Genomic DNA, 13692 nt, shown 5'->3' with positions numbered 1-13692 from the left:
ATTTCTAAAATTTTAAATCTCCACTTTTAACTTTAAAATAAAACAATGAGCAAAAACATCATTTTAACGAATCAAGAAATAGAGCATAAAATAAAAAGAATCGCTTATCAAATCTATGAGACATTTGTAGATGAAGATGAAATTGTGATTGCTGGAATTGCGTCTAATGGATTTATTTTTGCAAAAAAAATAGCTGTTGCACTTGAAACTATTTCTACTTTAAAAATATCATTGTGTGAAGTCAAAGTAAACAAGCAAAATCCAGACTCAGAGGTTCAAACTTCCTTAACTAAGGAACTATATGCTAATAAAGGTTTAGTGCTAGTTGATGATGTTCTAAGTTCAGGCACGACCTTAATATATGCCGTTAGACACTTTCTTAATGTTCCTTTGAAAAAATTCAAAACTGCTGTATTAGTTGATCGCAATCACAAAAAATATCCAGTAAAAGCGGACTTTAAAGGAATATCTCTTTCAACATCTTTATTAGAACATGTTCAGGTCGTTTTTGATGAAAACGGCGACAATTATGCTTACCTAAGCTAAAATTTCAACAATATCAGCTACAGTTTCGTCAATTGTTTTGTTATCAACAATCACTTTATGTTGTGCTTGATTGTAATAAAAACTTCTGTCGAAAAGATGTTTGGCTATAAACTCTTTCATTTCGTCTTCGCTTTTATCTGCTATAAGTGGGCGCTTGCTTTTATTAGTTACCAATCTATCAAATAAAGTTTCGATAGACGCTTTAAGATAAATAGAAATTACATCCTCACGTTGCAACAATTCATGATTATTAGCATAACAAGGGGTACCTCCACCTAAACCTATAATCATGTTTTCAGTTGAATTCAATAATTCAACAAAAACTTCATGTTCTAACTTTCTAAAATAGACTTCGCCTTGAGTTTCAAAAATTTGATTTATAGTTAAATTTGTTTTCTGTTCGATAATTTTATCTAAGTCTACAAACGGAATTTGGATAATTTTTGACAGTTTGTTAGCAATTGTAGACTTGCCACACCCCATATAACCTAATAATATAATTTTTCTCATTTGAATAAAACCTTACAAACTAAGACGTTAAGTACTTTTGTTAAAAAAAGACAAATTTATAATAAAATTGCTTTGAAAATTCAAAAATAAGGTCTTATATTTGCACCCGCATTCAAGAAATGAAATGACTCGATAGCTCAGTTGGTAGAGCACATCACTTTTAATGATGGGGTCCTGGGTTCGAGCCCCAGTCGGGTCACAAAAATTGTGATTTAAAACATACATTTCTTGAATGATTGACTCGATAGCTCAGTTGGTAGAGCACATCACTTTTAATGATGGGGTCCTGGGTTCGAGCCCCAGTCGGGTCACAAAAGGTTGAGTAATTATTTACTTGACCTTTTTTCTTTTTAGGGCCACGTGGAGAAACGGTAGACTTGCCATCTTGAGGGGGTGGTGCTCGTAAGGGCGTGTGGGTTCAAATCCCACCGTGGTCACTTTTAATAATTGTTTACAAGGATCAACAGTTGTTCTTGTTAACATTTACTTAACCACAAAAAAAACACTCTTTTCATGAGTGTTTTTTTATACATAGCAATATGTTATCCTAAAAATAGCTAAAAAAAATTCATACTTAAATCCTACTTATACTGCGCATTGCAATACTATATGCCTTTTACAGTTAGTCTTATTTTGTTAACACCTTGTTACAAAAATTTTGACTGTAAATCAGATTAGTATAAAGACAATCTTAATTTGACATACAATAAAGACTACGAAGGTCTTATTTATTGTTAAGGATACGCATAAATAATTATAGACTCCGAAACTGTCTTTTATTTTTTTTGATTCCTCAACAAGTCCTGATACTCTTTTTCAGTATCAATATCAATAATTCCTTTGTCAAAATTAATCGTAACTACATCTTGGATTCTTTTTTCTATTATTTTTTTGGCGCCAATATCTCCTTTTAGGGACATTAATTCTGGAAATACTGATTGATGGAACAATGCGGGAGTTCCTATAATTCCAGCATAAGAACAAGCAACAATGGGCAATCGCGATGTATTTTGAGCCTCCACCAATTGATGCAGCTGGGTTGTGTTTATATGTGGTTGATCGCCAACGGCAATGATTATTCCATCTGTATCGGGGTATTTTTCTTTTATGAAAGTAATGCCCTTTACTATTGAACTTGCCATTCCTTCTTGCCAGTTTTCATTGGTTACAATAATTAGCTGCTGCTCTTGCAAACTGTTTTTTATCAGTTCTTCATTGGCACCCAAAACTACCACTACAGGATACAGTTTTGAGTTGTTCGCAGTTTTTATGACATGTGTCAAAAGTGTCCCGCTTTCAAATTCTAGTAATTGTTTTGGTCTTCCCATTCTACTACTAGACCCTGCAGCCAAAATAAGTATACCGCATTGATGTATTACACAAGCCATATTAATTTTTAACAAGCTCTACTTGAATCGCTAATGAGTCTCTTGAATGAATTACTTCCTCTTTAAGCGTTAACATCCCTCCTTTTTTTCCTTTCAAAACCGCTTGAATTTCAGCTATAATACTCAAGGCAATTTCTTCGGGTGTTTCAGCACCAATATCCAAACCTGTCGGACTAAAAATAGTCGAAATTTTAGCTTGACTCAAAGATACTCCGCCTTCTTTTAATTCGCCTAACATACGGTTTAATTTCTTTTTAGGACCTAAAATCCCTACATAAGGCACATCGGCAGCGCATAACGATTTTAAGAAATAATAATCGCATTTGTAGCTATGGGTAACTAATACAAAAAAAGTGCGTTTATCATAAGATAAATAATTTAGCGCTACATCTGGATTAGCAACTAAAGTTTGCGAAGCCAAAGGGAATCGTTCTTTATTAGCATGGGTATCTCTTCGGTCAACAATTCGGAAATCCCAACCCAAAACATCCGCAAATTTCATTAATGGAATGGCATCATTTCCCGCACCCAAAACCACTAGGGAAACCGGAGGATGAATAAACTCAAAAAATGCTGTTACAGATTCTTGACCTGATTTATACTGTTTAAAAACAGACTCTTCATTATTCATCACTTCATTCAAATCCCCCAAAATAGAATTTTTAAATAGGCTTAAGGGAATGTTTCCAGAAATTGTTCCGTCTTCTTGAAGCAATAAGCAAGTACCCAATTGCTCTTTTTCTTTATTATCTAAATGGAATAAAGTAACTAATACTGCTTTTTGCCTTAGCGATAATGCTATACGAAGTAATTCAATAGGATTATCTTTTTTTTCGGAGTCAATTTTTTCAAATAAAACTTGAATCAAACCTTCGCAACCGAGGTGAATTCCCATTTCAGAATCATCTTCTTTGGAAGTGTCGTAAGTAAAAAGCACGTTTTTTTGTTCCGAAATAGTAAAAAGCGCTTTCTTTTGAGCATCTCCTTCTAAACAGCCTCCACTGATAGCACCAGTTATCTTTCCATCTTCATTCACTAACATTCGGGCTCCAGGACGTCTGTACGAAGAGCCATCCAAATGAACTACGGTTACTAATGCTGATTTTAAATTATTCTCATTTGCTTTTTCGTGCTTTTTGATAATGTCTTGTAGTTCTTTCATTTTACTTGAATTTGATTTTAAATTGAAATTGAAAATATCACCAACTTGAGATACCTCAAATATATTGAATTTATTTACCTTTTTAAAGATTCACCCAATAAGTGAATTTTAAATTAATTGACCTATAAGTGGGAGTGAATTCTCCCGTGAAATAATTGTCATTACACACTAAATAAAGGTCTGACAAAGGCGCAAATCGCCACTGAAAGCGAGAATTAATTCCCAAATTATTTTTTTGATTACTATACTGAATTAAAGTTGACCAAAATAAGAATTTAGAAAAAGTAAGATCAATTTTTGGGCTTATCAATACTGTCCAATAATTCGGTATTGAAAAACAATTAGTATTAGAATTACTAGTGATAAACCTTTTACTTTCATCTATTTTTTATTTCCAAAAATAAAGGTTGAATCATTATTAATTTGTTTTATTAGCCCAATGACTTTTATTTTAGACAAACAACTAATTTGATTTGCTGTTTGTCTAAAATAACAGGAGTTAGTCTAAATTATTAGCATAAAAAATTGTATAATGTTTAAATTATATACTTTTATTTAAATTTTCTTCAAATGAATAATAAGAAAGGCATCATTATATTTAACCTGTTATTTTGGAGTTTACTATTCGTTTATAAATGGATAGGTATTGGTTCATTAACAGAGGAGTATGAAAAATATTTCATGTATTCCGTATTCCATATTCCAGCTGCATTTTTAACTACAATGCTATCTTTTCATGTCTTTTTTGAAAAATTTTACAACCCAAAAGACAAAACTATTTTTTGGGTTTCTATTACCTCTACAGGTTTATTTTTTGTTTTAGCTAAAAGGGCTTATAGCTTTTTCTATTTTGACTCCATTTACTTTTTAACGGAGAAAATAGATGAATCTTTCTTCTCATTACCTAAATTATTATTAGAATTTTTTAGTTTGTATTTAATGGTGGGAATGTACGGAATGTTCTATTTTATTGCTCATTGGCACAAGCAACAACAAATTCTAGTTGGTTTAAATGAAGAAAAAGTAAAATCAGAATTGAACTTATTAAAATACCAGGTTCATCCTCATTTTTTATTTAATATGTTGAATAATATTTATTCGACTGCTTTAATTAAAAGCCCAGAAACAGCTGATCAAATCCTTCATCTTTCTAATTTTATCGAATATAATTTATACCATTCAAAAAAAGAAGTAGTACCTTTAAACGAAGAATTTGATTATTTGAATAACTTCATAGAATTGCAAAAAATACGATTAGGTGATAAGCTAAACGTAGAAATAGTATTGCCTGAAGATTCTGATAAAGTATTCATTCAACCGCTTCTTTTATTACCCATAATTGAAAACAGTATTAAACATGGCGTCGAAAATTCTATTCGAAATTCATGGATAAAAATAAAAATTGATATTAATAAAGAGCATAATGAGCTAACTATTGAAGTTTCAAATAGTACAGAAGAGCCCATTCAAAATAATGGCATCCAAGAAAAAGGTGGTATGGGATTGGACAATTTAAAGAAACAACTAAAGTTATATTATCCAGACAAACATTTGCTTAATATTTTGAAAGAAGACGAGGTTTTTACAGTAGTTCTTAAAGTAATCTATAATAATTATGTATAAATGTCTAATCATAGATGACGAAGTTCCTGCTAGGGCACTAATTTCAAATCATCTGTCTAAATTACCTGATTTTGAAGTAGTAAAATCTTTTGCTAATGCAATTGATGCGTTTGTTTTTTTGCAACAAAATGAGGTAGATTTAATTTTTTTAGACGTTCAAATGCCCAAAATGAGTGGCATAGAGCTCATAAAATCGCTTAATAAAAAACCAACCGTTATTTTGACAACGGCTTTTAGAGAATATGCAGTTGAAGGATTTGATTTAGAAGTTTTTGACTATTTATTAAAACCGATAAGCCAAGAACGTTTTTTAAAATCGATTTCTCGATACATTAATTCAAAAGCTACTAAAGAATCTGTTGTGAATAGTAAAATGATATCTGAATCATTCATAACATTAAAAGTAGGAAAAGAAAACAAACAAATTAATGTGAACAACATTCTATATGTTGAGGGACTGAAAGATTACATCAAAATTATTACAACCGAAGGTGTACTCATTGTTTATGAGCGATTGCGAAAAATGGAAGAACTACTAACAAATGATGCCTTTTTTAGAATACACAAATCATTTATAGTGGCTAAACAACATATTACTCATTGGAATACCAATAATGTTGCTATAAAAGATAAAGAAATACCTATTGGTAGAACTTACAAAACCGATTTTTTAAATAAGAACAAATAATCTAAGCTATATGAAGAAATTTAATTTAAAAATTAACAGCAAAGAGTACCTGTTAGAAGCCGATGAAAACATGCCTCTTTTATGGGCAATACGAGATTTAATTGGCTTGAAAGGCACTAAATATGGTTGTGGAATTGGTGCTTGTGGTGCTTGTACCGTGCATTTAGACGGAACGCCTGTACGCTCTTGTCAGTTGCCTATTTCGGTTATTGAGAATCAAGATATTACTACTATTGAAGGATTATCTGAAAATGGAAACCATCCAGTTCAGAAAGCTTGGTTAGAACTTGATGTAGCACAATGTGGTTATTGCCAAACAGGACAAATAATGACGGCTTCGGCTTTACTGAAAAACAATCCAAACCCAACTGATGAGGATATTGATAGTTTCATGAGTGGAAATATTTGCCGATGTGGAACCTATACAAGGATTAAAAAAGCCATACAATTAGCCGCTAAACCAACCAAATAGATAAACTTTTTGACAAATGGAAGAAAAAAAAACATATAGTAGACGTTCATTTCTAAAGGTAACATCGATTTCAGGTGGCGGAATGATGATTGGATTTAGTTGGATGGCAAATTTATTGCCAAATGCCGCATTAGCAATTGAAAATCCAACTAAAGATTGGGTTAAACTAACTGGATTCATAGAAATAAGTTCTTTAAATGAAATAAAATTATATTGTCCTAATCCGGAAATAGGTACCAATGTAACAACTTCATTGCCTATGCTAATTGCAGAGGAACTTGACATCAATTGGGAAACAGTTATTGTTGAACAAGGGGATTATGACACTCCAAGATTTAAAAATCAATTCACTGGAGGAAGTATGGCTATAAGTATGGCTTGGATTCCTCTAAGAACGGCAGGTGCAACTGCAAGACAAATGATAATGCAAGCAGCGGCTAACCAATGGAACGTCCCTCTAAAAGAAGTAACTACTTCAAAAGGAAGCGTTTACCATTCAGCCTCTTCCAGAAGTTTATCCTACGGAGCTTTGGCAACAGCCGCCTCTATATTGCCGATACCCGAAAATGTTACTATTAAACAAAATACCGATTTTTCATTGATTGGTACACATCAAAAAAATGTAGTAGGAACAAAGATTGTTACAGGTAAACCTTTATATACATTGGATTATGAACAGGAAGGAATGTTAATTGCCATGGCCATTCATCCTCCAGCATTTGGGATGCAATTAAAATCATTTGATGGTGCAGATGCTTTAAAAATGGCAGGAATTAACGATGTTTTTGATATAAAAGTATATAAAGAAGGATATGTAAAAAATGCATTGGATACTAGAAATTTCAATCATTTAATTGTCGTTGTAGGGAAAACGATTTGGGAGGTGATGAATGCTCGAAAAATGGTGAAAGCAGTATGGGAACCAATTAAGGAGTCCAAAGAAATTGTTGGAACTTGGGGAGGCAAAAAAGAAGAATTGACTCCAGCGGGCTTGGAAAGCACAGAGGGGCACTTGAAAAAGATGCAAGAAATGCAGAAAAACCCGGGCAAAATTTTAAGACGAGATGGAAACCCTGAATTAGCCTTTGAACAAGCTCATCATATACTAGAACGTACATACACAGCTCCGTTTTTAGCTCATAATCCTATGGAACCGATAAGTTGTTTTTCGCATATTACTGACGAAAAAGCTTTTTTTGCGGCACCTATTCAGATTCCAGAATTCATGAAGCAAAGTATTGTTGCCAATTTAGAAGTTCCTGCCGAAAAAATTGAAATAAAATTAGCACGAATTGGAGGTGGATTTGGTAGAAGACTCTATGGGCATTATATGATTGAAGCTGGCTTAATTTCAAAAAAAATGAAAGCGCCAATAAAGTTGATTTATACCAGAGAAGATGAAATGACAGCAGGGCTTTACAGACCATCATATATGGTAACTTACAAAGCAGCATTTGACGCTAATAATAATGTTACAGCAATTCACATCAAAGGTGGTGGAATTCCAGAAAGTGCCATTCACGAAAACCGATTTCCAGCTGGTGCTTTTGATAATTATCTAGCTGAAGGATGGGAAATTCCTTCAAACATTAATGTCGCTGCATTTAGAGCGCCTGGTTCTAATTTTATTGCGGCAGCCGAACAATCTTTTATAGATGAATTATCAGAAAAAATAGGAAAAGATCCTATAGACTACAGAATAGAACTATTACAACGTACCAAAGAAAAACCCGTAGGAGAAAAAAACGACTATGACGCAGATAGATATATTGGAGTTTTAGCAAAGGTGAAAGAAGAATCTGACTGGCAAAACTTAAAATTATCCAATAAAAAATATGGAGTTGCTGCTTATTTTTGTCATCAATCATATGTTGCCCATGTTGTTGAACTTAGCCTAGGAGAAGAAGCTCCTATAATTGAAAAAGTGACAACAACAATTGACTGTGGAGTTGTTGTAAACCCTGAAGGGGCTAAAAATATGGTCGAGGGTGCTATAGTAGACGGTATTGGTAATAGTTTGTTTGGTGCTTTAACCCTTAAAAATGGTAAACCAGAGCAACAAAACTTTGACCAATATAGAATAATTCGTCACAATGAAGCTCCTAAGAAAATTGATATTCATTTTATAAAAAACAATATCAATCCAACTGGATTAGGAGAACCTCCTTTCCCTCCTGTAATGGCTGCTTTGGCGAATGCCTTATATAAAGCTACTGGGAAACGATTTTATAATCAACCTTTTCAAAATGATTTAAACAGTTAAGTTTAACTAACTAAAAAACGAATTTTAAAGGAATTAAAATATGGTTTTGCGGTCTTTAATAATACCATAATTAAGAGTTACTATGAAAAAATTTAATTTAAAAATTAACAGCAAAGAGTACCTTTTAGAAGCCGATGAAAACATGCCTCTTTTATGGGCAATACGTGACATGATTGGTTTAAAAGGCACTAAATATGGTTGTGGAATAGGTGCTTGTGGTGCTTGTACCGTGCATTTAGACGGAACGCCTGTACGCTCTTGCCAGTTGCCTATTTCGGTTATTGAGAATCAAGATATTACTACTATCGAAGGACTATCTGAAAATGGAGACCATCCAGTTCAGAAAGCTTGGTTAGAACTTGATGTAGCACAATGTGGTTATTGCCAAACAGGGCAAATAATGACGGCTTCGGCTTTACTGAAAAACAATCCAAACCCAACTGATGAGGATATTGATAGTTTCATGAGTGGAAATATTTGCCGATGTGGAACCTATACAAGGATTAAAAAAGCCATACAATTAGCCGCTAAACCAACCAAATAGATAAACTTTTTGACAAATGGAAGAAGAAAAAAAAACATATAGTAGACGTTCATTTCTAAAAGTAACCACTATTTCAGGTGGCGGAATGATGATTGGATTTAGTTGGTTAATGGGCTTAAAACCAAATGAAGCAATTGCTAGTTCATTGAAAATAAATAAAGAGGGACAAGTTGAATTCAATGGATATATCCAAATCACTACTGAAAATAAGATTAAAATATTTTGTCCGAATCCAGAATTTGGTCAGAACGTAATGACCTCATTGCCGATGCTTATTGCTGAAGAATTAGATGTGGATTGGAAAAATTGTATCGTTGAGCAGGCTCCTTATGATACCAAGTTATACAAAAGACAATTTACAGGAGGGAGTAATTCCATTCGACAAGCTTGGAAAGAACTAAGAGGTGTTGGGGCTTCAGCAAGGGAAATGCTACTTTTAGCAGCGGCACAATCTTGGAATGTACCTCAATCTGAATTAAGTACAAAAATGGGTATTATTTCGCACCTCAAAAGTGGAAAATCTGTAACTTATGGACAACTAGCCTCCGAAGCGTCTAAATTCACTCCGCCTCAAAATGTTGTACTAAAAAACAATTCTGACTTTACTATTTTAGGAAATCCTCAAAAAAATGTAGAAGGTATAAAAATCGTTAGTGGAAAACCTTTGTTTACACTTGATTACCACCAAGAGGGAATGTTAATAGCAATGGCACAACATCCCCCAGCTTTTGGTTTAAAATTAAAATCATTTAATGCTAATGAAGTTCTCAAACAACCCGGAATAAAAGAAGTCTTCGCTATCAAAGTATATGAAGATAATTTTGAAAAAGCTATTTTCGACATCCGGACTTTTAATGAATTAGTCATTATAGTTGGTAATTCCACTTGGGAAGTACTCCGTGCAAGAAAAAAACTCAAAGCAACTTGGGAACCCATTTTGGAAACGAAAGAAGTTGTAAATATTTTTGGAAATAAAAGAGAAGAAGTTATACCTGCTGGTTTAGAAAGCACCGATTCGCAGTATGCCAAAATGTTAGAAGAATCAAAAAAACCAGGTAAATTACTCAGAAAAGATGGCAATCCAGAATTAGCATTTGAGCAAGCTCATGAAATAGTAGAACGCACCTATACAGCACCGTTTTTGGCACATAATACCATGGAGCCTATTAGTTGTTTTGCCGATGTTACCGATAACAAAGCCTTATTTGTAGCTCCTATTCAAGCACCAGATTTCATAGCACCATCTATTGCTACCCGATTAGGTATTCCAAAAGAAAATATAGAAATACAATTGGCCCGAATGGGAGGCGGTTTTGGAAGACGCGCTTACGGACATTATATGGTAGAAGCAGGAATTATTTCGCAAAAAATTAAAGCACCTGTGAAATTAATATATACCCGAGAAGACGATATGACCTGCGGAATTTACCGCCCTATGTATTCAGTAACCTACCGTGCGGCAATAGATACTAACAAAAAATTGACAGCAATACACGTAAAAGGTGGTGGATTGCCAGAAAGTCCAGTACACGAAAACCGCTTCCCAGCTGGAGCTGTAGATAATTACTTGGCCGAAAGTTGGGTAATTCCAACCAACTTGACAATTGGTGCGTTCAGAGCACCTAGGTCTAATTTTATTGCTAGTGCTGAACAATCTTTTTTGGATGAATTAGCCGAAGCTTTAGAAAAAGATCCAATAGATTTTAGAATTGAATTGCTACAAAGAGCCAAAGAAAACCCAGTGGGAAAAAATAATGAATATAATGCAGATCGTTACCTTGGTGTTCTAGAAATGGTAAAAGAAAAATCAGATTGGAAAAATTTAAAATTATCGAATAAAAAGTATGGTGTAGCAGCCTATTTTTGTCATCAATCCTATGCTGCTCATGTTGTTGAACTTACTTTAAACGAAGGTATCCCCGTAGTCGAAAAAGTAACTACAGCTATTGATTGTGGTGTGGTTGTTAATCCCGAAGGAGCCAAAAACATGGTTGAAGGTGCTGTTGTTGACGGCATTGGAAACAGCTTGTTTGGAGCCTTAACGATTACTAACGGAAAACCAGACCAACAAAATTTTGACCAGTACAGAATGATTCGCCATAATGAGGCACCAAAAAATATTGATATTCATTTTGTGAAAAATAACATTGATCCAACAGGATTAGGCGAGCCTCCTTTTCCACCTGTATTTGCTGCTGTAGCAAATGCTTTATACAAAGCTGCTGGAAAAAGATTTTACAATCAACCTTTTCAAAAAGATTTGGAAGCGTAGTATATTAGAATGCGATCAAGTCTAATTATATGACATTAAAAACTCCTTATTTTAAGGAGTTTTTATTGAAACGAATGCGTGAAAATGATCTTAAAAACCTATTCATAAGCACCTGTTTTAATACTAACGTGGTCACAAAACCGACAAATATACTTTCCTGTATTTTGGCGGTTTTTTTATTTATAAAAAAACTTCTAGCTACTTTTAAAACTGGATTCATACATTTAGAGAAACATTATACAGCTGTATCTTGCTAACTTAATTCAAACTTCTATATTCATTAGGGGTATACCCCACTCGCTGTTTAAACAATCTAGAAAAATGTTGAGGATATTTAAACCCTAACTCATAAGCGATTTCGTTTACGGTTAAATTGTCTACCAAAATCTTATCTTTTGCTAAATCAATTATTTTATTTTGAATGTATTCCTGAGCTGATTTTCCAGTTTCTTTTTTTATCAAATCACCAAAATAGTTGGCAGACAAATATAATTCGTCAGCACAATAGGCAACGGACGGCAAACCAATAGTATTGGGTTTATCCGTTTTGAAATAACCGTTTAACACCTCTTCAAATTTTTCCAAAATTCCTTTATTAACATTTTCTCTAGTTATAAATTGTCTGTCATAAAATCGTTCACAATAATTTAAAAACAATTCAATATTTGAAGCAATAAGTTTCTTACTATGCTTATCAACTCCAAGTTCCAATTCTAAAAGAATTTTCGAAAAAGAGTCTAAAACAATTTGTCTTTCCCGTTCTGACAAATGCAATGCTTCATTTGCATTATAACTGAAAAAATTATAATCCTTTAAACTTTTAAAAAGAGAAGTTCCGTGTATTAAATCAGGATGAAATACTAAGGCATACCCTTTTGGTTGATATACTTTACCATCCGTTTCTACTTCCATAACTTGCCCTGGAGCAACAAAAACCAATGTTCCTTCTTGATAGTCGTAGTAATTACAACCATAACGCAAATCACCACACTTTATATCTTTCAAAAAGATGCAATAAAAACCATAATAAATTCTAACAGTCTTCTCCCCTTCCCAAGATCTTTCATCGGCTTTTGAAAAATCAATAACACTTATTAATGGATGTAAAGTTTCGTTATTGTTAAACACATTATATTCCGTAACGGTATTAAACTTGACTATTTTGTTCATGATAATTTTTATTTTATAATACAAATTTAGACATTTAGATAAATCAATTATCATATAGTATGTCCAATCAGTAATATTGGTAGAACAATCGGTAATCTATATACCAACATCTTCATTTTCAGTTCGGAAATTTGCAAAGTAGTATAAATTCTCCTCGTTGTACAGTAACCTTAAAATCACAGAATCATGCAAAATATAAAATTAAATAACGGTGTAGAAATGCCAATTTTAGGATTCGGAGTTTTCCAAATTCCAGATGCTAACGAATGTGAAAAAGCAGTATTAGAAGCATTTGATTGCGGGTATCGCTTAATCGACACTGCCGCTTCGTACATGAATGAAGCCGCCGTAGGTAATGCCATCAAAAAAAGTAATATTCCTAGAGAAGAATTATTTATAACTACCAAAGTGTGGGTCCAAGATGTTAGTTATGAAAAAACAAAAATTGCTTTTCAAAAATCATTAGACCTTTTGCAACTAGACTATCTAGACTTATATCTTATTCATCAACCCTACGGAGATATTTTTGGTTCTTGGAGAGCTATGCAAGAATTATATGCCGAAGGTAAAATTAGAGCAATTGGTGTTGCTAATTTTCATCCAGATAGAGTAATGGATTTAATTGTTAATAGTGGTTTCACACCAGCCATCAACCAAATTGAAACTCATCCGTTTGATCAACAAATTAGCACTCAAGAATTTCTTCAGAATAACAACGTGCAAATTCAATCTTGGGGACCTTTTGCCGAAGGAAAAAATAACATATTCAATAATGACATATTATTGGCAATTGGGAAAAAATACGATAAAACAGTAGCACAGGTTATTCTTCGTTGGTTAACCCAAAGAGGCGTGGTTGCTATTCCAAAATCAATTCGAAAAGAAAGAATGCTGGAGAATTTCGCCATTTTCGATTTTGAATTAGCTACAGATGATATGCAGTTGATTCAGACTTTAGACACAAATGAGAGTTTGTTTTTTGACCACAGAGATCCAAATATGGTAAAATGGTTGAGCGAAAGAAAGCTAAACCTTTAAACTACAATTAAATTAT

The 13692-nt window shown here is 33.3% G+C and carries 12 protein-coding genes, 3 tRNA genes and 1 pseudogene; 11 read left to right on the top strand and 5 right to left on the bottom strand.

The annotated features are described in order from the left end of the window. Nucleotides 1-45: 45 nt before the first annotated feature. A complete protein-coding gene (locus tag C8C88_RS10035; protein WP_121337978.1) occupies nt 46-546 on the top strand; it encodes a phosphoribosyltransferase domain-containing protein in 501 nt (166 codons plus the stop codon). Here the strand turns inward: C8C88_RS10035 and C8C88_RS10030 are convergent. Beyond that, nucleotides 538-1056 (bottom strand): shikimate kinase, encoded by a 519-nt coding sequence (locus C8C88_RS10030; RefSeq protein ID WP_121337977.1) that lies wholly within the window; start codon nt 1054-1056, stop codon nt 538-540. The two genes, C8C88_RS10035 and C8C88_RS10030, sit on opposite strands and share 9 nt — an antisense overlap. A 126-nt stretch (nt 1057-1182) precedes the next feature. Between C8C88_RS10030 and C8C88_RS10025 the strand changes: the two genes are divergently transcribed. The 3 genes from C8C88_RS10025 (at nt 1183) to C8C88_RS10015 (ending at nt 1493) form a co-directional block, all read left to right on the top strand. After that, nucleotides 1183-1255, top strand: a tRNA-Lys gene (locus tag C8C88_RS10025). Between the two features lie 39 nt (nt 1256-1294). After that, nucleotides 1295-1367 (top strand) — tRNA-Lys (locus C8C88_RS10020). Between the two features lie 43 nt (nt 1368-1410). Continuing rightward, nucleotides 1411-1493 (top strand) — tRNA-Leu (locus tag C8C88_RS10015). 339 nt (nt 1494-1832) lie between these two features. On the opposite strand, the gene C8C88_RS10010 is transcribed toward C8C88_RS10015, so the two are convergent. The 3 genes and pseudogenes from C8C88_RS10010 to C8C88_RS12985 all read right to left on the bottom strand — a co-directional run. Next, nucleotides 1833-2444 carry an NTP transferase domain-containing protein gene (locus tag C8C88_RS10010; RefSeq protein WP_147403450.1) on the bottom strand — a complete coding sequence of 204 codons (612 nt, stop codon included), beginning with the start codon at nt 2442-2444 and terminating at the stop codon, nt 1833-1835. 1 nt (nt 2445) lies between these two features. Then, nucleotides 2446-3606, bottom strand: a complete 1161-nt coding sequence (locus tag C8C88_RS10005) for an XdhC family protein (RefSeq protein WP_121337973.1) — start codon at nt 3604-3606, stop codon at nt 2446-2448. 82 nt (nt 3607-3688) lie between these two features. Further along, nucleotides 3689-3916 (bottom strand): annotated as a pseudogene (locus tag C8C88_RS12985) (hydrolase); the annotation flags it as partial. Nucleotides 3917-4176: 260 nt separating this feature from the next. Between C8C88_RS12985 and C8C88_RS09995 the strand changes: the two are divergent. From C8C88_RS09995 to C8C88_RS09970, 6 genes are all read left to right on the top strand, one after another. After that, entirely contained in the window at nt 4177-5229 is a 1053-nt protein-coding gene (locus C8C88_RS09995; protein WP_121337972.1) for a sensor histidine kinase, read from the top strand. Continuing rightward, the gene (locus C8C88_RS09990) at nt 5222-5917 is read left to right on the top strand and encodes a LytTR family DNA-binding domain-containing protein (protein ID WP_121337970.1); all 696 of its coding nucleotides are present in this window, start codon (nt 5222-5224) and stop codon (nt 5915-5917) included. Before C8C88_RS09995 ends, C8C88_RS09990 begins: the two co-directional genes overlap by 8 nt. Nucleotides 5918-5927: 10 nt before the next feature. After that, nucleotides 5928-6389 carry a (2Fe-2S)-binding protein gene (locus tag C8C88_RS09985; protein WP_121337969.1) on the top strand — a complete coding sequence of 154 codons (462 nt, stop codon included), beginning with the start codon at nt 5928-5930 and terminating at the stop codon, nt 6387-6389. Between the two features lie 16 nt (nt 6390-6405). After that, nucleotides 6406-8652 carry a xanthine dehydrogenase family protein molybdopterin-binding subunit gene (locus C8C88_RS09980; RefSeq protein WP_121337968.1) on the top strand — a complete coding sequence of 749 codons (2247 nt, stop codon included), beginning with the start codon at nt 6406-6408 and terminating at the stop codon, nt 8650-8652. 82 nt (nt 8653-8734) lie between these two features. Next, on the top strand, nt 8735-9196 hold the full coding sequence (locus C8C88_RS09975; protein WP_121337967.1) for a (2Fe-2S)-binding protein: 462 nt from the start codon (nt 8735-8737) through the stop codon (nt 9194-9196). Nucleotides 9197-9212: 16 nt separating this feature from the next. Next, nucleotides 9213-11468 carry a xanthine dehydrogenase family protein molybdopterin-binding subunit gene (locus tag C8C88_RS09970; protein WP_121337965.1) on the top strand — a complete coding sequence of 752 codons (2256 nt, stop codon included), beginning with the start codon at nt 9213-9215 and terminating at the stop codon, nt 11466-11468. 258 nt (nt 11469-11726) lie between these two features. Here C8C88_RS09970 and C8C88_RS09965 read toward each other — a convergent pair whose 3' ends face one another. Further along, the gene (locus C8C88_RS09965) at nt 11727-12638 is read right to left on the bottom strand and encodes an AraC family transcriptional regulator (protein WP_121337964.1); all 912 of its coding nucleotides are present in this window, start codon (nt 12636-12638) and stop codon (nt 11727-11729) included. Between the two features lie 186 nt (nt 12639-12824). On the opposite strand from C8C88_RS09965, the gene C8C88_RS09960 reads away from it, so the two are divergent. Beyond that, on the top strand, nt 12825-13676 hold the full coding sequence (locus C8C88_RS09960) for an aldo/keto reductase (RefSeq protein ID WP_121337962.1): 852 nt from the start codon (nt 12825-12827) through the stop codon (nt 13674-13676). Nucleotides 13677-13692: the final 16 nt, after the last annotated feature.

It is taken from the genome of Flavobacterium sp. 123 (assembly GCF_003634825.1).
Taxonomy (GTDB): Bacteria; Bacteroidota; Bacteroidia; order Flavobacteriales; family Flavobacteriaceae; genus Flavobacterium.
This window is presented reverse-complemented; position numbering and strand designations above follow the sequence as displayed.